This window comes from Allobosea sp. 05T438, from assembly GCF_056396025.1.
Genome location: NZ_JBFTKQ010000001.1, coordinates 710023 through 736873, shown reverse-complemented (window position 1 = coordinate 736873; position 26851 = coordinate 710023). Strand labels below are relative to the sequence as shown.

Here is a 26851-nt window from a genome sequence, read left to right as displayed (position 1 = left end):
CGGCGCCGGCTATCTCGGGAGAGCATCATGGCCATCACGCGTCGCGCCGCCATTGCCGGAGGCCTGTCAGCGCCATTCCTGATGACGGCACGTGCCAGCGCGCAATCGCCCAGCCGCAGCGAAACGCTCCTGCTGGTGCAGGAATACGGACCGAACAGCCTGGACATGCAGGGCATCGGCGCGTCGCAGCCGGTCAATGGCGTCGCGCTCAACTGCTACGACCGGCTGCTGCGCTTCAAGCCGGTGCCGATCCCCGGCGGCGGCGGCAATCAGGTCTCGATGAGCGAACTCGAAGGCGAGCTTGCGGAGAGCTGGCAGGTCGCCTCGGACGGCATGAGCTGCACCTTCAAATTGCGCGACGCCAAGTTCCACTCCGGTCGCCCCGTCACTGCCAAGGACGTGAAATGGTCGCTCGACCGCGCCGTCACCATTGGCGGCTTTGCGACCACGCAGATGAATGCCGGCTCGCTGGAGAAGCCGGAACAGTTCGTCGCGGTCGACGACAAGACCTTCCGCGTCGATTTCCTGCGCAAGGACAAGCTGACCATGCCGAACCTGGCGGTCACGATCCCCTTCGTCTTCGACTCGGAACTCGCCATCAAGAACAGCGGTGGCGACCCGCTCGCCAAGGAATGGCTGAAGAACAACGTCGCAGGCTCCGGCGCCTTCAAGGTCGAGAGCTGGAAGCCGGGCGTCGAGACGATCTATGTCCGCAACGACGACTGGGCCAGCGGCCCGCTGCCGAAGCTGCGCCGCATCATCGCGCGTGACATCGCCTCGCCATCGACCCGCCGTGCGCTGATCGAGCGCGGCGACGCCGACGTCTCCTACGGCCTGCCGCCGAAGGACTTCAAGGACCTGCTCGACGGCGGCAAGATCAATGTCGTCGGCGTGCCGATCCCCAACGGCGTCTGGGGGCTCTATCTCAACAGCCAGGTCGGCCCGTTCAAGGATGTCCGGCTGCGCCAGGCCGTCGCCTGGGTGTTGCCCTACGACAAGATGCTGCAGGCCTCGCTCTTCGGCCGCGGCGTCGACATGTCCGGCGGCCCCGAGACGCCGAAGCCGGCCTGGCCGACGCCTTTCGCCTACAAGACCAATGTCGAGAAGGCGAAGGCGCTGGTCGCGGCCGCCGGCGGCGGCTTCTCGACCACGCTGCAGTTCGACGCCGGCAACGCGACCGTGGCCGAGCCGATGTCCGTGCTGATCAAGGAGGCGCTCGGCGCCATCGGCATCGACGTCGAGATCACCAAGGTTCCGGGTGCCAACTTCCGCACCGAGATCGCCAAGAAGACCAATCCGATGACGCTGAACCGCTTCGCCGGCTGGCTCGATTACCCAGATTACTACCTGTTCTGGACGATGCACGGCAACAATTCGATCTTCAACATCGCCAACTACCAGAACCCGGAACTCGACAAGCTGATCGACGCCGCCCGCTTCACCACCGACAAGGCCGAATACGAGAAATTCGTGGTCGACTTCGTCAAGCTGGTCGAGCGGGAGGTCCCGATGATCCCGATCTCGCAGCCGACCCACGACGTCGCGATGCAGAAGTCGATCGGCGGCTACCAGTTCCAGCCCTGCCGCGAGCCGGACTTCCGCTACCTGACCAAGGGGTGAGGGGCGTTTTCACGAGCGGGTGCCATGCGCCTGCTCGTCATGCTCGGGCTCGACCCGAGCATCTCGATCAGGCGATTCTCGGGTCTGCGCTGCGCTCCGCCCGAGAATGACGCAAGCAACCTCGGGGGAACTGTACATGCTCGGCATGATCGCCGCCCGTTTGAAGACGACGATCCCTTCGGTGATCGGCGTCATCATCGTGACTTTTCTGCTGACGCGCGTGCTGCCCGGCGACACCGCCGCATATTTCGCCGGCCCGGCCGCCTCGAAGGAGGCGATCGCCGATATCCGCGGCAAGCTCGGGCTAGACCAGCCATTGCCTGTCCAGTTCGTCTCCTATGTCACGGCGCTGGTGAAGGGCGATCTCGGCACCTCGCTCACCACCGGCCAGCCGGTCACGGCCGATCTGGCGCAGCGCCTGCCGGCCTCGGCCGAGCTCACCCTGATCGGGTTGCTGATCTCGATGGCGATCGCCTTGCCGCTCGGCGTGCTGGCCGCGGTGCGGCAGGGCTCCTGGATCGACCATCTCTGCCGGATCGTCGCGACGGCTGGTGTCTCGCTGCCGGTGTTCTTCACCGGGCTGCTGCTGGTCTATGTCTTCTACTTCATCCTGGGTTGGGCGCCCGCGCCGCTCGGGCGGCTCGACGTCTTCTTCTCGGAGCCGCCGCGCGTCACCGGTTTCCTGCTGATCGACAGCCTGATCGCGCGCGATTTCGAGATCTTCCGGGCCGCTCTCTCTCAGCTTCTGCTGCCGGCGCTGACGCTCGCCATCTTCTCGCTCGCGCCGATCACCCGCATGACGCGCGCCTCGATGCTCGCCGTGCTCGTCGCCGATTTCGTGCGCACGGCCCGCGCCAGCGGCCTGTCCACGCGCAAGGTCATCGGCACCTACGCCTTCCGCAACGCCATGCTGCCGGTGGTCACCACGCTCGGCATGGTTTTCTCATTCCTGCTCGGTGCGAATGTCCTGGTCGAGAAGGTCTTCGCCTGGCCGGGTGTCGGCTCCTATGCAGTCGAGGCGCTGCTGGCCTCGGACTACGCGCCGATCCAGGGCTTCGTGCTGACCATGGCGATCCTCTACGTCGCGCTGAATCTGCTGATCGACATCCTCTATGGCGTCATCGACCCCCGTGTCCGGCTGGAGGGCTGAGTCATGAACGAGGTGAGCAAGATCGAGCCCGCCGAGCTGCGTTTCGAGGCTCCGCCCTCGACGTCGCTGCTGTCCCATGCCCGGCATATCGTCGCGGAAAACCCCGTCACCGGCTTCGCCTTCGGGCTGTTCGCGCTGATCCTGCTGGCGGCGATTTTCGGACCCTGGCTCGTGCCCTACGACCCGCTGGCCTCAAATACCAATGCGTCGCTGCAAGGGCCGAGCGCGGCGCACTGGTTCGGCACCGACCAGCTCGGCCGCGACATCTTCAGCCGTGTGGTGGCGGCGACACGGCTCGATTTCTCGATCGCAGTCGCCTCGGTCGCGCTCGTCTTTCTGCTCGGCGGGCTTGCCGGCGTCATGGCCGGTTTCTTCGGCGGCTGGGTCGACACGCTGGTCGGGCGCGTCGCCGACACGATCATGGCCTTCCCGCTCTTTGTCCTGGCTATGGGCATCGTCGCGGCGCTCGGCAACAGCGTGACCAACATCGTCATCGCCACCGCCATCATCAATTTCCCGCTTTATGCCCGCGTCGCCCGCGCCGAGGCGAATATCCGCCGCGAGGCCGGCTTCGTGCAGGCGGCCAGACTGTCCGGCAATTCGGAATGGCGCCTGCTGCTGACGCAGATCGTGCCCAACATCATGCCGATCATGGCCGTGCAGATGTCGCTCACCATGGGCTACGCCATCCTGAACGCGGCGGGGCTTTCCTTCATCGGCCTCGGTGTCCGGCCGCCGACGCCGGAATGGGGCATCATGGTCGCGGAAGGCGCGAGCTTCATCGTCTCCGGCGAGTGGTGGGTCGCCTTCTTCCCCGGGCTGGCGCTGATGACGGCGGTGTTCTGCTTCAACCTGCTCGGTGACGGCGTGCGCGATCTCGTCGATCCGCAGCGGAGGAGCTGACGATGAGCTCGCCGGCCCTTCTCGACATCCGCAACCTCACCATCGAGTTCGCCACCCGCCGCGGCACGGTCCAGGCGGTGAAGGCGATCGACATCAGCGTCGGCAAGGGCGAGACGGTCGCCATCGTCGGCGAATCTGGCTCCGGCAAATCCGTGACCTCCTACGCCGTGGTCCGCATCCTCGACCGCGCCGGCCGGGTGGCGGAGGGCTCGATTGCGTTCTCGGGGATAGACCTCGTCTCCGCGACCGAGGCGCAGATGCGCGACCTGCGCGGCCGCGAGATCTCGATGATCTTCCAGAATCCGCGCGCCGCGCTCAACCCGATCCGCAAGGTCGGCAAGCAGATCGAGGACGTGCTCCTCCAGCATGTCCAGGCGACGCGCGCGACCGCGCGGGAGAAGGCGATCGAGGCGCTGGAGAAGGTCAGGATCGCGCGCCCGGAAGAACGTTACGACGCCTATCCGTTCGAGCTCTCCGGTGGCATGTGCCAGCGCGTGGTCATCGCCTTGGCGCTGGCTTGCCAGCCGCAGCTCCTGATCGCCGATGAGCCGACGACCGGCCTCGACGTCACCACGCAGAAGGCGGTGATGGACCTGATCGTGGAACTGACGCGCGAGCGCGGCATGTCGACGATCCTGATCACCCACGATCTCGGCCTGGCCGCAGCCTATTGCGACAAGGTGGTGGTGATGGAGAAGGGCCGCGTCGTGGAGACGGCGAGCGCCGCCGACATCTTCCGCAACCCGCAGCATCCCTATACGCGCAAGCTGATGCAGGCGACGCCGCGTGTCGGAATGAGTCTGCGCGATCTCCTGCCGGACGATCAAGCCAAGCGCGCACCCTCCAGGCCGGCGGCCGCGCCGGCTGCCACGAAATCCCGGCCAACCTCGTCCGGTAAAGCGCCTCTTCTCGTCGTCGAGAACCTGATCAAGGAATATCCGCGCCCGACCAAGGGCGCCTTCCTCGCGAAGTTGATGGGCAGGGCCGAACCGGACAAGCCGGCCTTCCGCGCCGTCGATGGCATCGGCTTCGAAGTCAGGCGGGGTGAGACGCTCGGCCTTGTTGGTGAATCCGGCTGCGGGAAGTCGACGACCTCGATGATGGTCAACCGTCTGCTGGATCCGACCTCGGGGCGCATTGTCTTCGATGGGCACGATATCGGCAGTATTCCGGCGAGGCAGTTCGCCGCCTCGCCCTTCCGGCGGCGCATCCAGATGGTGTTTCAGGACCCGACGGACAGCCTGAACCCGCGCTTCACCGCCGAGCGCGCGATCGTCGATCCGATCCTGCGCATGGGCAAGATCCGCGGCCGCGCCGCCTTGCGGGCGCGCTGCGAGGAGTTGGCGCAGCTCGTGGGCCTGCCGGTCGAGCTGATCGACCGTTTTCCGCATCAGCTCTCGGGTGGGCAGAAGGCGCGCGTCGGCATCGCACGGGCGATCGCGCTCGACCCCGATCTCGTCATCCTCGACGAGCCGACCGCGGCGCTCGATGTCTCCGTGCAGGCGGTGGTGCTCAATCTGCTGGACGAGCTGAAGCAGCGGCTCGGCATGAGCTACATCTTCGTCTCGCACGATCTCAACGTCGTGCGCCTGCTCTGCGACCGGGTCATCGTGATGCGTACCGGGCAGATCGTCGAGCAGGGCACGGCTGAGGAAGTACTCGGTGCTCCCAAGGCGGAGTATACGAAGGAACTGCTCACCGCGATTCCGCATCCGCCGGCATAGACATCGCCACCAACACGTCACGTCGAAGCATCAGGGCCATGAAGATCAACGACCCCGCCGTTCTCGCCGAAGTCGAGGCTGCTTTCGCCGAATACGAGAAGGCGCTGACCACGAACGATGTCGAGGCGCTCGACCGGCTGTTCAGGAACGCTCCCGAGACCCTGCGTTATGGCGTCGGCGAGAACCTCTACGGCTACTCCGAGATCGCTGCGTTTAGGGCTGGGCGCTCGCCGGCCGGGCTGATGCGGACGCTGGAACGCACCTGGATCACCACTTATGGCGATGATTTCGCCACCGCCAACACGCTGTTCCGCCGCGAGAGCTTACCGGGCAAGGTCGGGCGCCAGAGTCAGAGCTGGGTCCGGTTTCCGGAAGGCTGGTGCGTCGTGGCTGCCCATGTCAGCGTCATTCCCGAATAGTGGCGGCTTGCTCACCCGCACCGAGAGCCTGCGCCTTCAACTTGCCGACGAGATCGTCTCCGGGTTGCTCGCGCCGGGCCAGGCGCTCGACGAGCAGGACCTGGCAGAACGTTTTGGCGTCTCGCGCACGCCTGTTCGCGAGGCGATCCGGCAGCTTTCCGCCTCCGGGCTGGTGCAGGTTCGCCCCCATCGGGGCGCGTTCGTTGCGCTGCCGACCCAGGATCAGCTTCATGACATGTTCGAGGCGATGGCCGAGCTGGAAGCGCTTTGCGCCGGGCTTTCCGCCCGCAACATGACGGCGGCCGAGCGCCATGCGCTGGAGGCGATCCACCAGGAGCTGCGCGGACTCGTGCATCAGGGTGATCCGTTGCGTTACCACGAGTGCAACGAGACCTTTCACGGTGCGATCTACGCAGGCACCCATAACGGGTACCTGGCCGAAATGACCCTGATGACCCGCAAGCGCGTCGCGCCGTTCCGGCGAGCACAGTTCCGCACGACCGGCCGTCTGGCCGACTCGTGGCAGGAACACGACCTGATCGTCCAGGCGATCCTGCGCGGCGACAGACAGGCTGCCGCCGAGGCGATGCGCGCCCATATCGGCTTCGTGCGCGACGCCTTCCGCAGCTATGCCGAGACGCGATGACGACACCGCAACCTGTTCCCTCTCCCTTTGCGGGAGAGGGCCAGGAGCGGGGCTCGGGACAATGGTCGTGAGCCGAACGCGAGATTGTCAGGGCCTGCGCGACCCCTCATCCGGCCCTTCGGGCTACCTTCTCCCGCAAGGGAAGAAGGAAACGGCGGCAGCCGCTCGCGGCGAAAGAGCAGCTAGCGCTTTCAAGGCACGCTCGACTGCGCCGCGACGAAGGCGCGCCAGCCGCCGAAATCGGTGACGTCCCGTGCGTCTTGCGTCGCCACCGCCTCGCACAGGAAGCCCTTGACCTGCGTGCCGTCGGCCAGCGCCAGCGTGCCGATCCCGAGTGGTGCGGGAATTCCGGCGACGAAACGGCCGAACCCCTCCGGCGGCAGCGACCAGACCTCGAGGGCGATTGCCCCGCCGCCATCAGCGACGCGTACCAGACCCGGCCGCTTCGGCGGGCCGCCCGGCAATGCGTAGAGGCGATAATCGGTGCTGGTCGCCGTCGCGCGGACGAAGCTGCCGCCCAGCGCCGTCAGCTCGCCATTCAGCGGCATGCCCGAAAGATGGGCGCCGACGACCGCGATCTCGATCTCGCCAGCTCTTGTTGAAGCCGGCCAGCCCGGCGCAACCGGCATGCGCAGGCCTGTGGCGCCGAGCGGCAGCCCGCCGGCGGCATGAAAGGCGCGCCCGAAACCGGCAAGAGCCGCATCCTGCCCTGCGGGCGCGATCAGCGTGACGCCTGCGGCCGTGCCGTCCGAAGCGAGGCTGACCGGCAATGCCAGCGCGCAAAGATCGAGCAGGTTCACGAAATTGGTGTAGCGGCCGAGCATGGAGTTCGCGCCGACCGGGTCCGCCGCCATCTCGGCCAGCGTCACCGGGCGCGGAGCGGTCGGCACCATCAGGGCGTCGACCGGCTTCATCACAGCCTTCGCTGCAAGCGTAAGCTCCGCCAGCCTGTAGCGCGCCGCGAAAGCCGCCGCGGCATCCGGCAGTGGCTTTCCGGCTATCACCTGTCGGATCACCGGCAGGATCGCTTCGGGATCGCTCTCATGGAGGTCGCGGATCGCCAGCCAGCGTTCGGCCACCCAGGGGCCATCGTAGAGCAGCCGGGCGGCCTCATGGAAGGGAGCGAAGTCGATCTGGACGATCTCCGCCCCAAGCGCCGCCGCCCGTTCGAGCGCCGCGCAGTAGCTCGCCTCGGAAAGGCCATCTCCGGCGAAGTCGCGATCCGCCGGGCGTGGCACGCCGATGCGGATGGCGGGCGGAGCGGCACCGGGGCGGCCGATCGGTAGCGCTCGCGAGAACGGGTCGGCCGCATCGGGTCCCGCCATGACACCGAGCACCGCCCAGGCATCCTCCACCGTCAGCGCGAAGACCGAGACGCAATCGAGCGTGCGGCAGGCCGGTACGACGCCGGCGCTCGGCACCAGCCCGACGCTCGGCTTCAGCCCGACGATGTTCTGCAATCCGGCGGGAACGCGCCCGGAGCCCGCCGTGTCCGTGCCGAGCGCAACCGGTACGATCCCTGCCGCGACCGCGCTCGCCGAGCCGGAACTCGACCCGCCGGGGACGAGATCGGCGCGCAGCGCGTTGCGTGGTGTCCCATAGGGCGATCGCGTGCCGTTGAGACCGGTCGCGAACTGGTCGAGATTGGTCTTGCCGATGACGATCGCACCCTGTGCCCTCAGCCGCGCGACGGCGCTCGCATCCTGCGTCGGCGGATAGGCGAAGGCCGGGCAGGCGGCTGTCGTCGGCAGGCCGGCGACGTCGATGTTGTCCTTCACCGCGATCGGGATGCCCCAGAGCTTGCGGCCGCGCGGTCCCTCCGCCTGCAGGCGCTCCGCTTCGGCCATGACCTCCGCTTCCGGTCGCAGTGCGATGAACATGGCCGGATCGCCATGCGTCCGCCAGCGGGCATAGCAGCCCGCTACGGTCTCGCGAAGGCGTTGGGCTCCCGCCAGATGCGCGGCCAAAAGCTCGGTCAAGGTTTGCACGCGGCGCCCTCCCTCTCGGTGCCCAAACGGCAGGCAGTTTCCGCCGGCGTGTATGCAAGAGTTGTGCGCGCGACCGACGATGAGTTCCCCTGACGACCTGCAGGGGCCGAAAGCCGGCGATCATCTATGCTCGCAGCCCCGATCCCGGCGGGCATGCGCCTTGCAGAGTCTCCCGCATCTGTCGCCACGGGGAGCTGCCATGGGTCGTCTCGTCATTCCGGCTCAGCCTTCGCCCTTCGTGCTCGAAACGGCGCGAACCGCGCTGCTCATGATCGACATGCAGCGGGATTTCCTTGAACCCGGCGGCTTCGGCGAAATGCTCGGCAACGACGTCTCGCGGCTGCGCACCGCGATCGCGCCCTGCCGGGCCCTGCTCGACATCGCGCGAGAAGCCGGCCTCTTCGTCATCCACACGCGCGAGGGCCATCGCGCCGATCTCTCGGATGCGCCCTCGGCCAAGCTGGAGCGGTCGCCGCCGGACAAGCGGATTGGCGCCTGCGGCCCCATGGGCCGCATTCTGGTGCGCGGCGAGCCCGGCCACGACATCATTTCCGAACTCGCGCCGCTTCGCGGTGAGCCTGTCATCGACAAACCCGGCAAAGGCGCCTTCTACCAGACCGACCTTGAGCTGATGCTGCGCAATCGCGGCGTCGCGTCCCTCATCGTCGCCGGGGTCACCACCGAGGTCTGCGTCCACACCACCATCCGCGAGGCGAACGACCGCGGCTATCGCTGCCTCGCGGCCGGCGATGCCTGCGCCTCCTATTTCCCGGAGTTCCATGAGGTTGGGCTGCGGATGATCGCGGCCCAGGGCGGCATCTTCGGCTGCGTCACGACCAGCGCCGAGATCAGTGCGGCCTTCGTCAGCGCGGCTGATTGCAAGGAGGAAAAGCCAGCATGAAGACGGGACATACTCCACCGGGAGGCTTCGATCCCGCCCGGCACCTCGAAGTCATGGCACCGACGCTCGGCCTGACGATCAGCGAGGCGCAGAAGCCGGCTGTGCTGCAATTCCTCGCCATCGCCCACACCATGGCGCGGATCGTCGATACAGCCCCGCTGGCGGATGACAGCCTGGAGCTGGCGCCCAAATTCCGCCCCGGGCTGCCGGGAGACGGCCGATGAGCGACGCCTGCGCTCCGGCCCATGAGATCGCCCGCAGGATTCGGGGCGGGGAGGTCGCCGCCGAGGAGGTGGTGACTGCGGCGCTCGCACGCATCGCGAAGCTCGATCCGCACGTGAACGCCTTCACCGACGTCACGGCGACACGCGCCCTGGAGCAGGCGCGCGCAGCCGATCTCGCCCGCTTGCGCGGAGAGCCGCTCGGGCCGCTGGCGGGCGTGCCCTTCGCGGCCAAAAACCTGTTCGACATTGCCGGCCTGCCGACGCGCGCCGGCTCGAAGATCAACCGCGAGCGCCCTCCGGCGCAGCGTGACGCCGTGTTGGTCGAGCGCCTCGGCGCTGCCGGCGCGATCCTGCTCGGCGGCCTCAACATGGGCGAATACGCCTATGATTTCACCGGCGAGAATGCCCATGACGGCCCTTGCCGAAACCCACATGACCTCGCCCGGATGGCTGGCGGTTCGTCTTCCGGCTCGGGCGCGGCGACAGCCGCCGGTTTCGTGCCGATTGCGCTCGGCTCCGATACCAACGGCTCGATCCGCGTTCCCGGATCGCTCTGCGGCGTGTTCGGGCTCAAGCCGACCTATGGGCGCCTGCCGCGCACGCGCTCCTTTCCCTTCTGCGACTCGCTCGACCATCTCGGGCCGTTGGCGCGGGACGCAACCGACCTCGCTCTCGCCTACGATCTGATGCAGGGTCCCGACGCAGGCGATCCTGCCTGCGCGCAGCGGCCGGTCGAGCCCACGATGCCGCATCTGCATGATGGGGTCGCTGGACTGCGCGTCGCTGTGGCGGGCGGATACTTCGCGACCGACGGCATGCCGGAAGCCGAAGCAGCTGTCGCCACGGTGGCGAAGGCGCTCGGCGCAAAGCCGGGCCTCGATATCGAGGGCGCCGCGATCGCGCGCGCCGCCGCCTTCCTGATCACCAACGCGGAAAGCTCCGGTTTCCATTTGCCGCGCCTGCGAGAACGCGCCGAGGATTTCGATCCCGAGACGCGCGACCGTTTCCTGGCGGGCGCTCTGCTGCCGGCGGCGTGGTATGTTCAGGCGCAGCGCGCGCGCCGCTGGTTTTACGACGAGATGATGCGGCGCTTCGCTGACATCGATCTCATCGTCGCGCCGGCCACGCCGTGCCCCGCGCCGCTGATCGGCCAGAAGACCCTGGAGGTGAGGGGCGAAACACTTCCGCTGCGCCCAAGCCTCGGGCTGTTCACGCAACCGATCTCCTGTATCGGACTGCCTGTCGTGCTCGTGCCGGTCCAGGGCGGCGGGCTTCCGATCGGCGTCCAGCTCATCGCGCCACCTTGGCGAGAGGATATTTGTTTGAAAGCCGCCTATGCGCTCCAGGCCATGGGGGTATGCCGGGCCGCAAGCCCTGAGCATTGATGCTGCCGATGGGTATCTTCGCCATCAGAAGCCTCTTTCGGCGCGATCACCCGATTACCGGGCGCTGATCGCCGCACGGCTTGTCTCAATCACGGAGCGCTTTTCGGGTTTGGTTCAACCCTTTCCGCAAGAGCGGTCACCGGCAAGAGCGGGCGCTTGATCGAGGCGCTGCCTTGCCAGCGCGCAATCGCCGCTCGCGATTGCGCTCGTGGAAGAATGCGCTCTGCGCGCAGGGCGCTCTCCAATAACCGTCGCTGGTCCGCTGAACCTGATGGCAGGACGGGAGCGCGCGACACCCCGCTTGCTTCGCTCGGAGGATCGAAGGAAAGGCCGGTTTTCTCCGGATGGGCCTTGGTCCGGGACTTGCTAGCTGACGGAGAGCGGGCTCGAACCCGCTCCGCAAACAAGGGGACAACGACGTGAAAAAACTCATCGGCGCGGCGCTTGCCGCGGGCACCGTTCTCTGCGCGAGCGGAGCTTTCGCTCAGTCGCCTACGCTCGCTCAGGCCAAGAGCCGCGGCATCCTCCATTGCGGCTCCGGCACAGGTCTCGCGGGCTTCGGGATACCGGACGCTCAGGGCACCTGGTCCGGCCTCGATGTCGATGTCTGCCGTGCCGTCGCTTCGGCGATCTTCAACGACCCGACCAAGGTCAAGTTCATCCCGCTCTCCGCGAAGGACCGCTTCACCGCGCTGCAGTCGGGCGAGGTCGATCTGCTCTCGCGCACGACAACCTGGACAATCTCGCGCGACACCGCGCTCGGCCTAAACTTTGCCGGGGTGAACTACTATGACGGCCAGGGCTTCATGGTCCGCAAGAAGCTCGGCGTAAACTCGGCGCTGCAGCTCAGCGGCGCCTCGATCTGTACCCAGCAGGGCACCACGACCGAACTCAACCTGGCCGACTACTTCCGCGCCAATAAGATCAAATACGAGGTTGTCGCCTTCGCTAGCAACCAGGAGACGGTGAAGGCCTACGAATCCGGCCGCTGCGACGCCTTCACGACCGATGCTTCAGGCCTCTATGCCGAGCGCCTGGGCCTCGCCAATCCAGACGAGCACGTCGTTCTACCGGACATCATCTCGAAGGAGCCGCTCGGCCCGGTCGTACGCCATGGCGACGATGTTTGGCTCGACATCGTGAAATGGACGCTATTCGCGATGGTCAACGCCGAAGAGCTCGGCATCACCAAAGCGAATGTCGACGAGATGCTTAAGTCCGAGAATCCGGAGATCAGGCGCTTCGTCGGGACCGAGGGCAAGTTCGGCGCGCCGATGGGCCTAACTGATGACTGGGCCTACCGGATCGTCAAGCATGTCGGCAATTACGGCGAATCTTTCGAACGGAATGTGGGCCAAGGCTCGCTGCTCAAGATCGCCCGCGGGCAGAACGCGCTGTGGAACAAGGGCGGCCTGCAATACGCGCCGCCGATCCGCTGACAATCCGGCGCTGCGCCGCAGCAAGCCGTGCAGCGCCATCGACGCCCCTATTTCTGTCGGTAAAGCAGATAAAGTCCGGTTCGGCGTGGCCGCCGGATCTCCCGCTCTAGCTGATGGACAGGCTTGCTGCGTGCCGGGTCCAGAGGGCCGGTGCTGCGGAGCGATCTCGCCGCGCCAGCAACTGGTCGAGAAGCCTGAGGCCGGCTGGCCAGCCGCCGTGACCGCTGGCGACGTTGATATGCCCCGCATCGCCCGCATCGATGAAGGCCGCATCCCACATGTTGGCGATGACGCGCGCGCGCTCGATGTTCATGTAGGGATCTGTCCGGCTCGCAACGACGATCGCCGGGAAGGCGAAGGGCCTGTCCGGAACCGGGCCGAAGGATGCGATGCCGCGGACCCGCGACGCGCGCTGTTCGGGATCGGCCGGAGCGGCGAGGAGCGCGCCACCGATGTCGAGCTCTGGATGGCGGGCAGCCAGATGGGCGATCAGTGTCGAGCCGAGGCTGTGACCGACCAGCACGGCGCCCGGCCGACGTTCGACGTGGTGGCGTAGGGTCGCGAGCCAGGTTTCCAGCTCCGGCGCGTCCCAGTCGCCCTGCTGCACGCGCTCGGCGCCGTCGATTTCGCTTTCCCAGCGGCTCTGCCAATGCGCCGGCTCAGAGCCGTAGAGACCGGGGACGATGAGGACGGTCATGGGGAGTCTCCTATTCCTCCCCGATCATCCCGCCATCCGGCTCGTTCGGTCAATGAAACGTGTTCGCAAATTTGGACTGTTTTAGAGGACGAACGACCTGTGTCTTTTCTCGTTGGAGAAGCTTGGGCCATTCTGCCGTTGTCTTAGGCAGTGGGCTCTAAATCCCGGCGCCAGCCTGGAGTTCGTCGTCCAACTGGCCGTAGACGCCACGCCAGTAAAGCAGCGCACCCTCGTCCTGGGCGTGCCTGATCGCCTTGATCCGGCCGATCAGGATGGTGTGCGAATGGCGCTCGAGCGCCTCTTCCGTCTCGCAATCGAGGACGGCGAGCGCGCCGTCGAGCGTGGGCGCGCCGGTGACGAGGCGGCCCCACCGGCCGTCCTCGAAGCGAGCTTCTCCCTTGAAGCCGCCGCGTCCCGCGAAGCGATCCGCAACGGACCGGTGGCGCGCCGCGAGGACGTTTATGGCGAAATGGCGGGAGGCCTCGATGGTCGGCCAGGCCGAAGCGCTCTTGTTCACGCAGACGATGACGGTCGGCGGCTCCGCGGACAGCGCGGTGAGCGAGGTTGCTGTCAGGCCCGCGCGCGTGCCGTCATGGGAGGCGGTCACGATACTCACCGCACCGGCCACGTTTCGCATTACCGTCTTGAAGGCATCGGCCTCGATGTCATTGGCCGCGAGTGGAGCCACCTGCCGGTTCATGCGATCACCCATACGAACGCTGCGGCGGGTCGGCCGCAAAACCGTACTAGGGCAGGTTTCTAAATTTGTCTATCGACTGAGTAGACAATATCAGGCTGCGCTCGCGTCGCCCGGCTGCTCGCCGCGAGAACGGCGCACGAGGTCTGCTATGGTCGTGTTGTCGACGACGCTCGCCATCGCGTCCCGAACCTGGCTCATCACGGAGCGCACCGGGCAGACGTCGATGTCGCCGCAATCGCTGCAGGCTCTGAAGGAGGAGCGGCTGGCGCAGGAAAGCGGCGCGATTGGCCCTTCCAGAGCGCGAACCACGGCGCCGACCATGATTGCTCGTGCCGGCTTGGCCAGAGCATAGCCGCCGCCCGGACCCTTCTTGCTGCGCAGCATGCCGGCATTGCGCAGGTCGAGCAGGATCGCGTCGAGGAACTTCTTCGGGATGTTGTTCTTCTGCGCGATATCGGCGACCTGAGTCGTCTCACCGGCTTCCAGCTTGGCAAGATGCACCATGGCCTTGAGGCCGTATTTGCCCTTGTTGGTCAGCATAGGCAGCCCCGCCCAGAGAGAAGTATATTCTATCTATCAACATTGCGGCTACGCGCAAGATCGCGTTCTTCGAGCGGAAAACGAAGAAGATTTATTCTGTCGCTTTCTCATGGGCTGGGCCCGCCGCGATCATGTGCGACGGTCAGCCTTCGCTTGCGCCAGTGGGTGAACAACTCCGTTTTGGCGTGCATGGCGTGCGTTCTGGGCTGAAAGTAGGGTCGTGCCCGCACGACATGCCGACCGGTTGCCGGAGCATCGCCGGCATTCCGTCCGCCGAGACCGAAGCGTTGCAACGACATCGATGAACCCTTCAGAGTTCCGGAAACTCCACGGGCCTGACCGGCACGGCGAAGGAGCCCCCGGGCTTGTGTTGCCACGCTTCACCGGCGTGGTTTGCTGCCGGTGTCGCGCAAGAATTTCCCTCTGTGGATACTGCGACGTTTCAAGCCTTTCGAGTTGGATTGCGGCAAGATAAAAATCTACTGAATTAATGGTCTAATATTGACCTCGCTCAGAGATCGGCCGCAACAATGAGCTGTTGGCACTCTCGAAAGGGGAGTGCCAAGAGGCTTCACGCTTGCCCATGGAGATCGCAATGGCATTTCGGCCGCTTCACGACCGTGTCGTGATCCGCCGCCTAGACGGCGAGGAGAAGACGAAGGGCGGTATCATCATTCCCGATACCGCGAAGGAAAAGCCTCAGGAGGGCGAGGTCGTGGCCGTCGGTCCTAGTGCCCGCGATGAGAGCGGCAAGCTCGTGCCGCTCGACGTCAAGAAGGGCGATCGTGTCCTGTTCGGCAAGTGGTCTGGCACCGAAGTCAAGATCGACGGCCGGGACCTCCTGATCGCCAAGGAATCCGACATCCTGGGCGTCATCGGCTGACGCTGCGCAATTCAGTTCCAAGGAGAGCAGCATGGCTGCCAAAGATGTGAAGTTTTCCGCCGATGCGCGCGAGCGCCTCCTGCGCGGTGTCGATATCCTCGCCAATGCGGTCAAGGTCACGCTGGGTCCGAAGGGCCGCAACGTCGTGATCGAGAAGTCTTTCGGCGCGCCCCGCATTACCAAGGATGGTGTGAGCGTCGCCAAGGAGATCGAGCTCGCCGACAGGTTCGAGAATCTCGGCGCGCAGCTGCTGCGCGAAGTCGCTTCGAAGACGAACGATCTGGCCGGCGACGGCACCACCACCGCGACCGTGCTTGCCCAATCGATCGTCCGCGAGGGTTCAAAGGCCGTGGCCGCCGGCTTCAACCCGCAGGATCTGAAGCGCGGCATCGACCTTGCCGTGATCGAAGCGGTCAAGGATCTGGAGAAGCGCGCCACCAAGGTCGGCAAAGCCGATGAGATCGCGCAGGTCGGCACGATCTCGGCCAATGGCGACGCCTCGATTGGCGCAATCATTTCCGAAGCTGTGCAGCGTGTCGGCAAGGAGGGCGTGATCACGGTCGAGGAGGCGAAGAGCCTCGAGACGGAGCTCGATGTCGTCGAGGGGTTGCAGTTCGACCGCGGCTATCTCTCGCCCTATTTCGTGACCAATGCCGAGAAGCTGCTCGTCGAGTTCGACGACCCCTACATCCTCATCCATGAGAAGAAGCTGTCCTCGTTGCAGTCTCTGCTGCCGATCCTCGAGGCGGTGGTGCAGACCGGCAAGCCGCTGCTGATCATCGCCGAGGACATCGAGGGCGAGGCGCTGGCCACGCTCGTCGTCAACAAGCTGCGCGGAGGTCTCAAGGTCGCGGCCGTGAAGGCGCCCGGCTTCGGCGATCGCCGCAAGGCGCTGCTGGAGGATATCGCCATCCTGACGGCTGGCGAGACGATTTCGGAAGATCTCGGCATCAAGCTGGAAAACGTGACGATCGCCCAGCTCGGCCGCGCCAAGAAGGTCCGGATCGACAAGGAAAACACAACCGTCGTCGACGGTGCCGGCAAGAAGAAGGCGATCGAGGCGCGTGTCGCGCAGATCAAGGCGCAGATCGAGGAGACGACCTCCGATTACGATCGCGAGAAGCTGCAGGAGCGGCTGGCCAAGCTTGCTGGCGGCGTTGCTGTGATCCGCGTCGGCGGTGCGACCGAGATCGACGTCAAGGAGAAGAAGGATCGCGTCGACGACGCGCTCAACGCCACCCGCGCGGCCGTCGCCGAGGGAATCGTTCCGGGCGGCGGCGTAGCTCTCCTGCGCGCGAAGGCCGCCGTCGCCAAGCTGAAGAGCGATAACGACGATGTCACCGCGGGCATCCAGATCGTCCTGAAGGCTCTGGAGGCGCCGATCCGCCAGATCGTCGAGAACGCCGGCGTCGAGGGCGCCGTCGTCGTCGGCAAGCTGCTGGAAGCGAAGTCGCCGACCTATGGCTACAACGCCCAGACCGAAGAATATGTCGATCTGATCGAGGCCGGCATCGTCGACCCGGTCAAGGTGGTCCGCACGGCCCTGCAGGACGCAGCTTCCGTCGCAGGTCTGCTCGTCACCACCGAGGCCCTGATCACCGAGGCGCCCAAGGACAAGGTGCCCGCGCCGGGGCTGCCGCCGGGAGGCGGGCTCGACTTCTGAAGTCAGCCTCGGACTTCAGTCAGGCCTTGATCGGGTGACGCGCGGCCCCCGTCGCGCGTCAACTTCGCTGGCTTCGTGCCGGTCGCTTTTCAGTGATGAAGCCCGCCGCGAAGTCGCGCGAGCGGCCAGTTTTCGCGAGTGCTGCATGGTTCGCAAATCGGTCGATATCGCTGTCCTGGGCCTGGGCGCCATGGGCTCCGCTGCCCTGTTCCAGCTGGCAACCCGAGGAGCGGATGTCCTCGGGATCGATCAGTTCAGCCCGCCTCATCAATTGGGTTCGAGCCACGGCGAAACGCGGATCACGCGCCTTGCCGTCGCGGAAGGGAAGGAACTGGTGCCGCTGGTGCGGCGATCCCATGAAATCTGGCAGGAGCTGGAAGCCCGTACCGGCGAGGGCCTGTTCGGCCAGGTCGGATTTCTGGCGGTTTCCGGCAGCGGGCCGGACCACGGTTCTGCGGATTATGTCGACCGCGTCACCGCGGTTGCGCAAGGGGAGGGGATTCACCACGAAGTCATCGACGCCGCCGAAGCGCGGCGCCGTTATCCCTGGCTCAATGCGGGCGACGGCGATCGCGTCTATTTCGAACCGGAAGGCGGCTTCTTGCGGCCCGAGCACTGTGTCTTCGCGCAACTGCGTCTTGCTTCCGCCGCCGGCGCGAAGCTGATGCTCGACACCCCTGTCCGGGCGATTGTTGCGCAAGGCGATCACATCGAGCTTCGGACTGACAACCAAACGATCCTTGCCGGCCGTGTCGTGGTGAGCGCGGGAGCCTGGGCGAGCAAGCTGTTAGGCCCGGGCTTCAACGCCCTGCTGCGCCCTACGCGGGAAATCCTGCACTGGTACGGTCTGGACTCCTCGGCATCGCCCCAATGGACGGACGCACCGGTTTTCATCTGGGCCACAGGTGCGCGGCAGGGCTTCTACGGTTTTCCGGCCATCGATGGGACTGTGAAGGTCGCGCATGGGGAGAAGAACGTCTTCGTCGACCCCGACTGTTTCGATCGTTCGAGCGACGAGGCTGAATCGCGAGATTTCTACGCCAAGGCGATCGAAGGGCGGCTGAATGGCCTGCGCGCCGATAACTCGCGTCGCAAGACCTGCCTTTACACGGTCTCGCCCGATGGTGGTTTCGTCATCGACGAATGGCCCGAAAGCGAGCGCGTCCTCGTCGTCTCTCCCTGTTCCGGGCACGGCTTCAAGCACTCGGCTGCGATCGGCGAGGCCGTGAGCCAGCGCATTCTGGATGGCGCGAGCCGCATCGACCTGTCGGCTTTCCGGCTCGGACGGTTCGAGGCCCGCAACAACGGCTTCTGACTTTTACGCCAGACACCGCTGGCTGGGGCCAGACGCGGAGCACCTGCGAGCGCATCAGCCGGGCATAGCCTGCGATGCTGGAACGCCCCACGGCCAGCAAGGTGTTCGTCGGACCGCGGCCGAGCACGGCGATGATCAGCAGCGCGAGCAGGATTTCCGGGAAGGCGAGGAGGATATCGATCAACCGCACCAGCAGGCGCCGCAGGCCGGGGCGCGCGAGCCCGGCCGCGGTTCCCAACAGCACGCCCCCGGTGCAGCCGATCAGCGTCGCGCCGATACCGATCCCCAGGGACATTGAGGTCCCGTAGACGACGCGGGTGAAGACGTCCCGGCCGAGCTGGTCGGTTCCGAACCAGTGGGCGAGGCCGGGCGGCAGTAGGATCGCGTCGGTATCGACCGCATCGGGCGCCAGCGGCGTGAACCAGTGCGGTGCGCCGGCCGCTGCCAGCAGGAGCAGGACGAAGGCGAGCGGAATGAGCAGCCCTGGCGCACACCACGGGTTCCCGGCACGGTTGCCGCTTCGGGTGCGCGCGACGATGTCGAGAACCTCGCTCATCGTGCCGCCCTACGCAGCCGTGGATCGATCAGCAGGTAGAGCGCATCGACGATGAGGTTGATCAGCACCGCCAGGGGCTGATCGAGCCCGAATTGCCGGATCAGCGCCTCCCGCTCGGCGGCATCGACGATGTTCTCGCCCCCGGTGAGAACCGCGACGGGGTCGCCGGGGATCGCCTTGACCGCGATGAAGGTGATCGTGGCCGCGCCCCAGAGCACGGCGACGATCACCCCAAGGCGCCTCAGCCCGATGGGCAGGGCCTTACGGAGCCAGCCAGGCATCGTAGAAATTCGGTTTCGCGTTGGTCGCCCAGCTGATGCCTTGCAGCTTTCTGGAGGCGCCGAGCTGATAGGCGGCGACATAGAGTGGCACGGCATAGGCCTGTCCGATGATCTCGGCCTGCGCCTGGCCGTAGAGGCGTTGGCGCTCGTCGCCGGCAGCGCCGATTGCCTTCGTCAGGATGTCGTCGAGGCTCTTCGCGCGGGCATAGTTGGCGCCGTTCGGCGGGATATAGCCGGAATGGAAGACGGTCCGCAGGATGTCCGGCTCAGCCCGCACATAATATAGAGAGATGAGATCGTAGTCGTTTGCGCCCGTGCGGGCCGTGTAGCCGCCGGCATCGACCGGGGCGAGCTGCAGGTCGAAGCCCGCCTTCTTGACCGAGAACTGGATGGCCTGGGCCAGCGTCAGGTCCGAGGCGCCCCAGGCGGCGGMGTCATAGACGAAGCGGACGGTGAGCCGCTCCCCGCCTTTCGCGCGAATGCCTTCGGCATCCTTGGTGCTCCAGCCGGCTTCGTCGAGCAGCTTGGCTGCCTTCTGCGGATCGAAGCCCCAGCCCGCCGCGATCTTCTGATCGTAGTAGAGTGTTGAAGGACCAAGGATGTTGTCGGCCGCCTTCAGGCTGCCGAAGAAGGCGGCCTTGACCGCCGAGGGTGCATCGACGGCGCTCTGGAAGGCCTGGCGGACCCTGACATCGGCGAAAGGCCCGCGGCTGGTGTTGAGGAACAGGGCGCGGTTCACGCCGGGGTTCTCCCGCGTCACGACCTGGAGGCGGCTATCCGCCTGGACGGTGCGGAAATTGGCCGGCGGAACCTCGTCGATCGCCTGCGCCTGCCCGCTGCTGAGCGCGCCGAGGCGAACGGAGGACTCGGGCAGATACCGGAACACCAGGGCATCGAGATGGGCCGGCCCCTGATGCGCCGCGTAGCCGGGCCCCCAATTGTAGTCGCCGCGCTTCGTCAGCCGGCTGCCGCTGCCTTTGGTAAAGCTCTCGAGAAGGAAGGGGCCGGAGCCGACGACGGTATTGGTCGTGCTCCTGGCATTGCGCAGGTAGGTCGGGGACTGGATGCCGAGATAGGGCAGGCTGAGCCCCTGCAGGAGCGGGGCGAAAGATTGCTTGTAGGCAATGACGAGGGTCGCGGGATCCCGGGCGGTGATGCTGTCCACCGGTCCCAGCAGCGATTTCGCATAGCTCGACGTCGTCTTGGGGTCGAGGATGCGGTCGAAATTGAACTTCACCGCTTCGGCATCGACAGAGGTGCCGTCGCTGAAGGTCACGCCGCGCCGTAGATGGAAGGTATAGACGGTATTGTCTGCGTTCACCTCCCAGCGCTCCGCCAGCCACGGCGTGAAGCGATTGTCTTCGGCCTGGCCGACGAGGGAGTCGACGAGATTGCGGGTGATCAGCGCCGTGATGGAGTTGCCCGTGATCGAGGGGTCGATGATCGCGGTGTCGCTCGCCAGGCCGACGGTCAACGTGCCGCCAGCGGCAGGCTTGCCAGCGGGCTGATTGTCGGCGGCGAGCACCGGGCCGCCCGCCGCGAGCAGGGCAAGGGCGGCGGCCGCCGCAAGCACCTGATGTCCGCGCGCCTGGACAACTGCATGAAGCGATGGTCGCCACATGCGACGTGCAGTGCGGATTTCGGCCTGGATCATCGTAAAGCCTTCAAATGAAAAGCGATCATCGGCGCAGGCCAGCGATGGCCGCGACGTTGAGCCCTTGACGCGTTAGAAATCGATGCTCGGTCGAGCTGTGCCGACGAGGTCGGCGGTCTACTTCCTGCTGCGGCGCGTTTCGCCGGTGCGTGTCCAGTGCAGAAATGCAGACAGGCGCAGCAGAGCGTGAACGATGAAATTGAAGTGAACAATCATGGGCTTTCCTCAAGCAAAGGAGCCCACGGCTATGCGCGTGGTGCTTTTAGCATTGGTGACGCGGTGCAAGCTGCTCCAACAAATCCCGCGACCGTCTTGGCCGGAACCGCGACGATGTCAGTAATAATCGTGTGATGTGGTCACGACGTCAATCGAATGTCTTTTCAAATACATTCGACCATGAGCAAAAATCCGCTTTGGCAGGCCTCTCGGAAGGAGTGTTCGATCTCCGTGGCATTCCTTTTGCTGCTCCGTGGAACGGACCGATAGGGCCCGTTCCACAAAAGGAGCTCAGGCGCTGCGGGCCATGGAAGGGGCTGCGGAAGCCGATGCCAGGGGTGGCAGTTCCAGATTGGAGCGGAAGTCGTCGCCGACATAGTCGGTGTCGATCAGCGCGCGGCGGCGCAGCTCGGGTAGAAGGCCGTTGAGCAGGAGGTCTTCCTGATCGGGATTGCCGAGACCGTGAAGGGTGAGAACATCGAGCACGCCCGCACGGAAGCGCTCCTCGATCGCATCGGCCAGCTGCTCGGGCGTTCCAGCGACGGACCAATGGCCGGTCTCCTGCGCCTTGATGATGAGCTCGCGCAGCGTCAGGCCCTGCTTCGCGTAACGGCTGAAGATTTCCACGCGGCCGCGGCGCCGGTTGGTGCCGGTGACCTCCGGCAGCAGGCTGTCCGGCAGGGGCTTGTCCAGCGGCAGCCCGGACAGGTCGATATCGCCGCCGAGCATGTCGGCGAGCTTGAGGCGCCCGAGCTCGTAGTCGATGCGCTCATGCTTTTCCTTCAGGCGCCGGGCGACATCCGAATCGGATTCCCCGATCACCGAATGGAATGAATTCATGACGAAGGGCAGGTTGTCGCCGCGCCCGAAACTCTTGGCCCGACGACGCAGCTCGGTCACGAAGGCGATCGCGCCTTCCAGCTTCGGCTGCGAGGTGTAGACTACCGCGGCATAGCGCGCGCCGACGCTGATGCCTGCCTCGGATTGACCGGCCTGGAACTGCACCGGGCGCCCCTGCGGCAGCGGCGGCACGTTGAGCGGCCCCTGGACGGTAAAATGCCGGCCCCGATAGTCGACGCGATGGAATTTGGCCGGGTCGAGCGCGAGCGCGCCGGAGACCTTTCGCGTCACTGCGTCCCTCTCATTCGCATCGTACAGCGCGTTCACGACCTCGATGAATTCTGCGGCGCGGGCATAGCGCTCCTCCGGGCTGAGCAGCGCCTCGCCGAAATTCTCCTCGCCGACCGAGGAGGTCACCGCATTCCAGGCGGCGCGGCCGCCGCTGGCATGGTCGAGCGTGCCGATCAGGCGGGCCAGATTGTAGGGATGGTGAAAGGTGGTCGAAACCGTCGCGACAAGGCCGATGTGTGACGTCACCTGGCTCAGCGCCGCGAGTGCGATGAGCGGGTCCTGTACGCCTGCGGTGCCGGCGAGGCCGGCGGGGTCGATCTGCAGCAGGTCGGCCGTGAAGAGCCCGGTGATCTTCTCGGCCTCGGCCCGGCGCGCGAATGCGGCGGCTCGCTTGGCTCCGGTTGCCGGATCGGCATCGTTCGAGGCTGCGATGACGTTGGAGGCGCCCATCAGGGTCTTGAGGCGGCGGCGCGGGGCGGAGGACATGGAAGCTTCCTTCTCTCGGATCGTTGGTTCGGCTATCGGTGGCGCCGGACAATGGCTCCCGCGGCGATGGCCCGGTTGCGCTGCTCAGGGCAGAGTGGGCACGGCGCCGAGCAGAGCGCGCGTCTAGCTGTGGGCCGGCACGGCTGCCGACAGAGCCGCTGCTCCCACTCCGCCCAGAAACGTCCTTCTCGTACGATGATGCCGACCCCTTCTGGCTGTCTCAGGCGGCGAGGGAGGTTCGGGCCGCGGCCGCGAGCAGCTCGATGGTCGTCAGGCGCCGGGCGCCTTCGGTGACGGGGCAGTCGACCATGAACTCGTCGATGCCGAACTCCCGGTGCAGCCGCTGCAGCTCGGCATGGACCTGCGCCGGCACGCCGCGCAGCAGGAGCGAGCCGCGCTCCTCGATGCGGTACTCCCGCGAGCCGGTCTGCCGGACATATTCGAGGGCCTGTTCCCGGCTGGTGACGTTGACGCCCTGGCCGTTCTCGATGTCGACGCGGAAACGGCGCGCGTCGGGCGCCAGGCTCCGGGCCAGCTCCTCCGTCTCCGCGATGACGACGCCTACGGCGAGGAGCGCGGAAGTGCCGCCGGCGTCGCGATAGGCCGACAAGGCTTCGCCGATGGCGGCCTCGTCGCCGTGGATATGGCCGGGATAGACGAAGCTCCAGCCGAGGCTCGCCGCGAGCCTCGCGCTTTCGATGCTCGCACCGAGCAGGAAGCGCTCCGCGGGCTTCGCCGGCGCCGGAAAGGCGGCGAGCTGGTTGCCGGCGTCGCTGCCGTCGTGATGTTCGCGAAGGAAGCGGTCGAGTTCGACCAGCTGCGCGTCGAAATCCGGCTTGCGGGCCGGGTCGTAGGCCCCCTGCAATGCATGGGTCGACAATGGCATGCCGCCCGGCGCCTTGCCGATGCCGATGTCGACGCGCCCGGGCGCCAGCGCGGCCAGCAGGTTGAAGTTCTCGGCCACCTTGTAGGCGCTGTAGTGCTGGAGCATCACCCCGCCGGAGCCGATCCTGATGCGGTTCGTGCGGGCGAGCAGGAAGCTGATCAGCACCTCCGGAGACGAGCTCGCCAGCTTCGCCGCGTTGTGATGCTCGGCCACCCAGAAGCGCGCAAAACCCAGCTCCTCCGCGGCTTTTGCGAGCGAGAGCGTCCTTGCAAGCGCGTCGCCGGCAGCCTCGTTCAGTTGCAGGGGGCTCTTGTCGAGAAAGCTCAGTTTGTAGGGCATCCGTCCTCGCCAGCGGCATTGACAGTCGATGATGTTCTAATAGTCTATAGAAATAATATATTGCTTGATCAAGCGGCAGTGGGCATGGGCTCGCTGTGGCGATTTCGGAGAATGTTATGGCTGACCTTTTCGTGCGGTCGTCGCCTCTCGACCCGGCCGCGGAGCCGCTGCTGGAGGGGCTGATCTCGGAATATGACGGACGATATGGCGTGGCGAGCCGCCCCGGTGGCGCCCGCTCGGAGATCTTGCGCTACCCCGCCGAAGCTTTCGCGCCGCCGCTCGGTGCCTTTCTGCTTTTGCAGCGTGACGGCGAAACGATCGCGGGCGGGGCATTCATGAGCCACGACGACGAGACGGCGGAGTTCAAACGCATCTGGACGCGCCCGGATTTGCGCCGCCAGGGTCTCGCTAGACAGGTTGTGCTGGCACTTGAGGAAAGTGCCGGCGAGCTCGGCTACACGCGGGCATATCTGACCACCGGTTTCCTGCAGCCAGAAGCGTCGGCGTTGTACATCGCCCTCGGCTATCGACCGCTTTTCGATACGGCCGTCGACCCCACCCTCTACCGCTCCCTGCCTTTCGAGAAGCATATCGGCAGGAGGGCAGGGCAGGTCGGCACCTATCCGGTCCATGCGCCCGCCGCGTCATTCGAGGAAGCGACGAAGCGGGTCGCCGCGATCAAGGCCGAGCACGAGGCGAAGGTGTCCTCGCGGCTCGCGAGCTATCGGGCTTCGGCTGCCTAGGCACGCACCGGATCGGAATGTGACGATGACGCAGAAATCTCCCCTGTTGCTCGGTCTCGGACTAAATGCGGGCGGCCATCGCAACGGAGACGAACCCGATTGGCGCGACTTCTGGAGCAGCCTCGTCGCGAGGCTTGATGGCGTCGCAGCGTTCGTGACCCTGGAGGACGGCTTTGCCGATCCCGGCCAGGACGGGCTCGACGCGATCCTTCTGGCCAATTGGCTGGCGCCCCGAAGCCGCGAGATCGGTCTCATCGCCGGGGCGCCGATAAGCTTCGTCGAGCCTTTCCACGTCTCGACGGCGATTGCCACGCTCGACTATGTCAGCGGTGGCAGGGCCGGACTTCTGGCCCAGCGCCTCGACCAGAAGCGTAGCCGCGAGGCCACCCGCGCGATCGGGGAACTGAAGGGCTTTCCCGCGGCCGACCAGCCGTCTCTCGACCGCGACGCGCTCGATGCCGTCGATGTCGTCAGGCGTCTCTGGGACAGCTGGGAGGACGATGCGGTCATCCGCGACACGCAGAGCCACCGCTTCGTCGATGGCGAGAAGCTTCACTATATCGATTTCCAGGGCGCAGATTTCCGCGTGCTGGGACCGTCGATCACGCCGAGGCCTCCCCAGGGCCAGCCTATCGTCGCAGTCAGCTGGGTGGCCGAAACGGATCTGGCCTTCGCGCGCGCTGCCGATGTGGTTTTCGTGCCGGCCAACGGCGATTTTGCAGAAACGCTCGCGAAGCTTAGCGGCGGTACATCGGGGAAGGGGCCAGTCGTCATCGCCGATCTGCGTATCGGCCCGGATGGAAGTACCGCCGAGGATCTGATCGCCGCGGCCGGGATCGCCGCCGCCGATGGCGCCCAAGGTGTCCGCCTGGTCCTGTCCGATCCTCGCACGCAGATCGACCGCGTGACCGGCACGCTGGTGCCCGCTCTTCGCGCTGCAGGGCTGGTCGCGCCACCAGCGGGCGGGAACCTGCGCAGCCGCTTTGGCCTGCCAGCCGCGCGCAATCGCTACGCCGCGGCAGCCTGAGCTCGGAGGAATGCCATGACCAGGAAGCAGATCATCCTCGGGGCGCAGTTCCCCGGGGTCAATAATTTCACGGTGTGGAGCGATCCGGCCGCCGGCAGCCAGATCGAATTCTCGTCCTTCCGGCATTTCGCCGAGACGGTCGAGCGCGGCAGGTTCGACTTTATTTTCCTCGCCGAAGGGCTGAGGGTCCGGGAGCAGAAGGGGCGCTTCCACGAACTGGATGTCGTCGGCCGCCCAAACACGCTGGCTATCCTCACTGCGTTGGCTTCGATCACCGACCATGTCGGGCTGATCGGGACGCTGACCACGACATTCAACGAGCCTTATCCGCTCGCACGTCAGCTCGCGACGCTCGATATCCTGTCCGGTGGGCGGGCCGGCTGGAACGTCGTGACGTCGCCCGGTGCCTTCACCGGGGCGAACTTCCGTCGCGGCGATCATTTGCCGTTTCGCGAGCGCTACGAGCGCGCGCGGGACTTCCTGGAAACCGCGCGCTCGATCTGGAGAGGCGGCGACTTCTACGCTCGCACGCCTCACTTCGATATCGTGGGACACACCGGCGCCGGTCCGTTGCCGCAAGGCACTCCGGTCATCGCGCAGGCCGGCGATTCCGACGAGGGCAGGGAGCTTGCTGCGGGCCATGCCGACCTCATCTATTCGCGCCACGGCACGCTTGAGGAGGGAAAGGCCTTCTATGCGGATGTGAAGCAAAGGCTCGCCAAACATGGCCGCAGCCGCGACGCCCTGAAGATACTGCCGGGTGCCAACTTCGTTCTGGGCGATACGCTGGAAGACGCTCTGGAAAAGCAGAAGACCATACGGCTGCAGCAGGTGAGCCCGAGGAACGCCATCGTTTTCCTCGAGCAGGTCTGGAATCGCGACCTCTCGGCCTATGATCCGGACGGTCCTCTGCCCGACGTGGATCCCGACGTCGCGGTCGAGCAGCTCGCCCAGGGGCGTGCGGCGCGCTACGATAACCGGTTGGAGACTGCGCGGGCCTGGCGTGAGCTGGCCGAGCAGGAAAAGCTCAGCATCCGCGAACTCATCATCAAGGTGACCGGGCGCAAGCAGTTCGTTGGGACGCCTGCCCAGGTCGCCGAGGAGATCGATCGCTACGTTCAGGAAGATGCGGCGGACGGCTTCGTGTTCGCGCCCCATCTCACCCCGGGCGGCTTCGACGAATTCGTCGAGAAGGTCATTCCGATCCTGCAGGAGCGCAAGGTCTTCCGGCGGGACTATGCCTCCTCTACGCTCCGCGGAAACCTCGCTCTTCCCGAGGCGTGGCAGCCGGTCGCCAAGGCAGTGTAGCGGGCGCCCCGCCGCTTCCGGCGCCGC

26 protein-coding genes and 1 pseudogene are annotated in these 26851 nt (G+C 66.0%); 17 read left to right on the top strand and 10 right to left on the bottom strand.

Going from position 1 to position 26851, the window contains the following annotated elements:
* Positions 1-27 precede the first annotated feature (27 nt).
* The 6 genes from AC1DIN_RS03620 (at position 28) to AC1DIN_RS03595 (ending at position 6462) form a co-directional block, all read left to right on the top strand.
* Positions 28-1620: an ABC transporter substrate-binding protein gene (locus AC1DIN_RS03620; RefSeq protein WP_441470000.1), complete on the top strand. Its 1593-nt coding sequence runs from the start codon at positions 28-30 to the stop codon at positions 1618-1620.
* Between the two features lie 136 nt (positions 1621-1756).
* The gene (locus AC1DIN_RS03615; RefSeq protein WP_441469999.1) at positions 1757-2770 is read left to right on the top strand and encodes an ABC transporter permease; all 1014 of its coding nucleotides are present in this window, start codon (positions 1757-1759) and stop codon (positions 2768-2770) included.
* Positions 2771-2773: 3 nt separating this feature from the next.
* Positions 2774-3673: an ABC transporter permease gene (locus AC1DIN_RS03610; RefSeq protein WP_476808695.1), complete on the top strand. Its 900-nt coding sequence runs from the start codon at positions 2774-2776 to the stop codon at positions 3671-3673.
* A gap of 2 nt (positions 3674-3675) precedes the next feature.
* Positions 3676-5397, top strand: a complete 1722-nt coding sequence (locus tag AC1DIN_RS03605; protein ID WP_441469997.1) for a dipeptide ABC transporter ATP-binding protein — start codon at positions 3676-3678, stop codon at positions 5395-5397.
* A 38-nt stretch (positions 5398-5435) separates the two neighbouring features.
* Positions 5436-5816: an oxalurate catabolism protein HpxZ gene (hpxZ, locus tag AC1DIN_RS03600; RefSeq protein WP_441469996.1), complete on the top strand. Its 381-nt coding sequence runs from the start codon at positions 5436-5438 to the stop codon at positions 5814-5816.
* Positions 5794-6462: a GntR family transcriptional regulator gene (locus AC1DIN_RS03595; RefSeq protein WP_441469995.1), complete on the top strand. Its 669-nt coding sequence runs from the start codon at positions 5794-5796 to the stop codon at positions 6460-6462. The genes hpxZ and AC1DIN_RS03595 overlap by 23 nt, the downstream gene beginning before the upstream one ends.
* A gap of 191 nt (positions 6463-6653) precedes the next feature.
* Here AC1DIN_RS03595 and atzF read toward each other — a convergent pair whose 3' ends face one another.
* Entirely contained in the window at positions 6654-8450 is a 1797-nt protein-coding gene (gene atzF, locus AC1DIN_RS03590; RefSeq protein WP_476808694.1) for an allophanate hydrolase, read from the bottom strand.
* A 199-nt stretch (positions 8451-8649) separates the two neighbouring features.
* On the opposite strand from atzF, the gene AC1DIN_RS03585 reads away from it, so the two are divergent.
* The 4 genes from AC1DIN_RS03585 to AC1DIN_RS03570 all read left to right on the top strand — a co-directional run bounded on the left by AC1DIN_RS03585 (position 8650) and on the right by AC1DIN_RS03570 (position 12399).
* Positions 8650-9351 carry a cysteine hydrolase family protein gene (locus AC1DIN_RS03585; protein WP_476808693.1) on the top strand — a complete coding sequence of 234 codons (702 nt, stop codon included), beginning with the start codon at positions 8650-8652 and terminating at the stop codon, positions 9349-9351.
* Positions 9348-9575 (top strand): DUF4089 domain-containing protein, encoded by a 228-nt coding sequence (locus tag AC1DIN_RS03580; RefSeq protein ID WP_476808692.1) that lies wholly within the window; start codon positions 9348-9350, stop codon positions 9573-9575. Before AC1DIN_RS03585 ends, AC1DIN_RS03580 begins: the two co-directional genes overlap by 4 nt.
* Complete coding sequence (locus AC1DIN_RS03575; RefSeq protein WP_476808691.1) at positions 9572-10960, top strand: AtzE family amidohydrolase; 1389 nt, start codon at positions 9572-9574, stop codon at positions 10958-10960. Before AC1DIN_RS03580 ends, AC1DIN_RS03575 begins: the two co-directional genes overlap by 4 nt.
* Positions 10961-11391: 431 nt before the next feature.
* Entirely contained in the window at positions 11392-12399 is a 1008-nt protein-coding gene (locus AC1DIN_RS03570; protein WP_476808723.1) for an amino acid ABC transporter substrate-binding protein, read from the top strand.
* Positions 12400-12505: 106 nt separating this feature from the next.
* On the opposite strand, the gene AC1DIN_RS03565 is transcribed toward AC1DIN_RS03570, so the two are convergent.
* From AC1DIN_RS03565 to AC1DIN_RS03555, 3 genes are all read right to left on the bottom strand, one after another.
* On the bottom strand, positions 12506-13096 hold the full coding sequence (locus AC1DIN_RS03565; RefSeq protein ID WP_476808690.1) for an RBBP9/YdeN family alpha/beta hydrolase: 591 nt from the start codon (positions 13094-13096) through the stop codon (positions 12506-12508).
* Between the two features lie 157 nt (positions 13097-13253).
* Positions 13254-13808, bottom strand: a complete 555-nt coding sequence (locus AC1DIN_RS03560; RefSeq protein WP_476808689.1) for a flavin reductase family protein — start codon at positions 13806-13808, stop codon at positions 13254-13256.
* Positions 13809-13886: 78 nt separating this feature from the next.
* Positions 13887-14336 (bottom strand): RrF2 family transcriptional regulator, encoded by a 450-nt coding sequence (locus tag AC1DIN_RS03555; RefSeq protein ID WP_441469988.1) that lies wholly within the window; start codon positions 14334-14336, stop codon positions 13887-13889.
* A 595-nt stretch (positions 14337-14931) separates the two neighbouring features.
* Between AC1DIN_RS03555 and groES the strand changes: the two genes are divergently transcribed.
* Genes groES through solA form a run of 3 tightly spaced genes read left to right on the top strand, consistent with a single transcriptional unit; the run spans position 14932 to position 18197 of the window.
* Positions 14932-15219, top strand: a complete 288-nt coding sequence (gene groES / locus AC1DIN_RS03550; RefSeq protein WP_476808688.1) for a co-chaperone GroES — start codon at positions 14932-14934, stop codon at positions 15217-15219.
* A 31-nt stretch (positions 15220-15250) separates the two neighbouring features.
* The gene (gene groL / locus AC1DIN_RS03545; RefSeq protein WP_476808687.1) at positions 15251-16882 is read left to right on the top strand and encodes a chaperonin GroEL; all 1632 of its coding nucleotides are present in this window, start codon (positions 15251-15253) and stop codon (positions 16880-16882) included.
* Between the two features lie 34 nt (positions 16883-16916).
* Positions 16917-18197: an N-methyl-L-tryptophan oxidase gene (solA, locus tag AC1DIN_RS03540; protein ID WP_476808686.1), complete on the top strand. Its 1281-nt coding sequence runs from the start codon at positions 16917-16919 to the stop codon at positions 18195-18197.
* On the opposite strand, the gene AC1DIN_RS03535 is transcribed toward solA, so the two are convergent.
* Genes AC1DIN_RS03535 through AC1DIN_RS03525 form a run of 3 tightly spaced genes read right to left on the bottom strand, consistent with a single transcriptional unit; the run spans position 18079 to position 20607 of the window.
* Positions 18079-18753 (bottom strand): ABC transporter permease, encoded by a 675-nt coding sequence (locus AC1DIN_RS03535; RefSeq protein ID WP_476808685.1) that lies wholly within the window; start codon positions 18751-18753, stop codon positions 18079-18081. The genes solA and AC1DIN_RS03535 overlap by 119 nt on opposite strands.
* Entirely contained in the window at positions 18750-19034 is a 285-nt protein-coding gene (locus AC1DIN_RS03530) for a hypothetical protein (protein WP_476808684.1), read from the bottom strand. Before AC1DIN_RS03530 ends, AC1DIN_RS03535 begins: the two co-directional genes overlap by 4 nt.
* Complete coding sequence (locus AC1DIN_RS03525; RefSeq protein WP_476808683.1) at positions 19015-20607, bottom strand: ABC transporter substrate-binding protein; 1593 nt, start codon at positions 20605-20607, stop codon at positions 19015-19017. Before AC1DIN_RS03525 ends, AC1DIN_RS03530 begins: the two co-directional genes overlap by 20 nt.
* 267 nt (positions 20608-20874) lie before the next feature.
* Here AC1DIN_RS03525 and AC1DIN_RS03520 point away from each other — a divergent pair, with 267 nt between their 5' ends.
* Positions 20875-21039: a hypothetical protein gene (locus tag AC1DIN_RS03520; RefSeq protein WP_476808682.1), complete on the top strand. Its 165-nt coding sequence runs from the start codon at positions 20875-20877 to the stop codon at positions 21037-21039.
* 156 nt (positions 21040-21195) lie between these two features.
* Here AC1DIN_RS03520 and AC1DIN_RS03515 read toward each other — a convergent pair whose 3' ends face one another.
* The 3 genes and pseudogenes from AC1DIN_RS03515 to AC1DIN_RS03505 form a co-directional block, all read right to left on the bottom strand.
* Complete coding sequence (locus AC1DIN_RS03515; RefSeq protein WP_476808681.1) at positions 21196-22521, bottom strand: NtaA/DmoA family FMN-dependent monooxygenase; 1326 nt, start codon at positions 22519-22521, stop codon at positions 21196-21198.
* A gap of 123 nt (positions 22522-22644) precedes the next feature.
* A pseudogene (locus tag AC1DIN_RS03510) lies at positions 22645-22713 on the bottom strand (twin-arginine translocation signal domain-containing protein); the annotation flags it as partial.
* Positions 22714-22741: 28 nt separating this feature from the next.
* Positions 22742-23746, bottom strand: a complete 1005-nt coding sequence (locus AC1DIN_RS03505) for an MsnO8 family LLM class oxidoreductase (protein WP_476808680.1) — start codon at positions 23744-23746, stop codon at positions 22742-22744.
* Between the two features lie 116 nt (positions 23747-23862).
* Here AC1DIN_RS03505 and AC1DIN_RS03500 point away from each other — a divergent pair, with 116 nt between their 5' ends.
* The 3 genes from AC1DIN_RS03500 to AC1DIN_RS03490 are packed head-to-tail and all read left to right on the top strand — an operon-like array spanning position 23863 to position 26824.
* Positions 23863-24489, top strand: coding sequence for a GNAT family N-acetyltransferase (locus AC1DIN_RS03500; RefSeq protein ID WP_476808679.1), 627 nt, complete (start codon positions 23863-23865; stop codon positions 24487-24489).
* Between the two features lie 25 nt (positions 24490-24514).
* Positions 24515-25516, top strand: coding sequence for an LLM class flavin-dependent oxidoreductase (locus AC1DIN_RS03495; RefSeq protein WP_476808678.1), 1002 nt, complete (start codon positions 24515-24517; stop codon positions 25514-25516).
* Between the two features lie 15 nt (positions 25517-25531).
* Positions 25532-26824 (top strand): LLM class flavin-dependent oxidoreductase, encoded by a 1293-nt coding sequence (locus AC1DIN_RS03490; protein ID WP_476808677.1) that lies wholly within the window; start codon positions 25532-25534, stop codon positions 26822-26824.
* Positions 26825-26851 lie beyond the last annotated feature (27 nt).

Excerpts from the sequence above, each read along its gene's own strand:
- AC1DIN_RS03555 (WP_441469988.1), bottom strand. The coding sequence starts at position 14,336 with ATGCTGACCAACAAGGGCAAATACGGCCTCAAGGCCATGGTGCATCTT.
- AC1DIN_RS03580 (WP_476808692.1), top strand. The coding sequence starts at position 9,348 with ATGAAGACGGGACATACTCCACCGGGAGGCTTCGATCCCGCCCGGCAC.
- AC1DIN_RS03505 (WP_476808680.1), bottom strand. The coding sequence starts at position 23,746 with ATGCCCTACAAACTGAGCTTTCTCGACAAGAGCCCCCTGCAACTGAAC.
- groES (WP_476808688.1), top strand. The coding sequence starts at position 14,932 with ATGGCATTTCGGCCGCTTCACGACCGTGTCGTGATCCGCCGCCTAGAC.
- AC1DIN_RS03515 (WP_476808681.1), bottom strand. The coding sequence starts at position 22,521 with ATGTCCTCCGCCCCGCGCCGCCGCCTCAAGACCCTGATGGGCGCCTCC.
- hpxZ (WP_441469996.1), top strand. The coding sequence starts at position 5,436 with ATGAAGATCAACGACCCCGCCGTTCTCGCCGAAGTCGAGGCTGCTTTC.
- AC1DIN_RS03595 (WP_441469995.1), top strand. The coding sequence starts at position 5,794 with ATGTCAGCGTCATTCCCGAATAGTGGCGGCTTGCTCACCCGCACCGAG.
- AC1DIN_RS03495 (WP_476808678.1), top strand. The coding sequence starts at position 24,515 with ATGACGCAGAAATCTCCCCTGTTGCTCGGTCTCGGACTAAATGCGGGC.
- AC1DIN_RS03575 (WP_476808691.1), top strand. The coding sequence starts at position 9,572 with ATGAGCGACGCCTGCGCTCCGGCCCATGAGATCGCCCGCAGGATTCGG.
- AC1DIN_RS03610 (WP_476808695.1), top strand. The coding sequence starts at position 2,774 with ATGAACGAGGTGAGCAAGATCGAGCCCGCCGAGCTGCGTTTCGAGGCT.
- AC1DIN_RS03530 (WP_476808684.1), bottom strand. The coding sequence starts at position 19,034 with ATGCCTGGCTGGCTCCGTAAGGCCCTGCCCATCGGGCTGAGGCGCCTT.
- AC1DIN_RS03615 (WP_441469999.1), top strand. The coding sequence starts at position 1,757 with ATGCTCGGCATGATCGCCGCCCGTTTGAAGACGACGATCCCTTCGGTG.
- AC1DIN_RS03490 (WP_476808677.1), top strand. The coding sequence starts at position 25,532 with ATGACCAGGAAGCAGATCATCCTCGGGGCGCAGTTCCCCGGGGTCAAT.
- AC1DIN_RS03565 (WP_476808690.1), bottom strand. The coding sequence starts at position 13,096 with ATGACCGTCCTCATCGTCCCCGGTCTCTACGGCTCTGAGCCGGCGCAT.
- AC1DIN_RS03585 (WP_476808693.1), top strand. The coding sequence starts at position 8,650 with ATGGGTCGTCTCGTCATTCCGGCTCAGCCTTCGCCCTTCGTGCTCGAA.
- AC1DIN_RS03535 (WP_476808685.1), bottom strand. The coding sequence starts at position 18,753 with ATGAGCGAGGTTCTCGACATCGTCGCGCGCACCCGAAGCGGCAACCGT.
- AC1DIN_RS03500 (WP_476808679.1), top strand. The coding sequence starts at position 23,863 with ATGGCTGACCTTTTCGTGCGGTCGTCGCCTCTCGACCCGGCCGCGGAG.
- AC1DIN_RS03560 (WP_476808689.1), bottom strand. The coding sequence starts at position 13,808 with ATGGGTGATCGCATGAACCGGCAGGTGGCTCCACTCGCGGCCAATGAC.
- groL (WP_476808687.1), top strand. The coding sequence starts at position 15,251 with ATGGCTGCCAAAGATGTGAAGTTTTCCGCCGATGCGCGCGAGCGCCTC.
- AC1DIN_RS03605 (WP_441469997.1), top strand. The coding sequence starts at position 3,676 with ATGAGCTCGCCGGCCCTTCTCGACATCCGCAACCTCACCATCGAGTTC.
- AC1DIN_RS03620 (WP_441470000.1), top strand. The coding sequence starts at position 28 with ATGGCCATCACGCGTCGCGCCGCCATTGCCGGAGGCCTGTCAGCGCCA.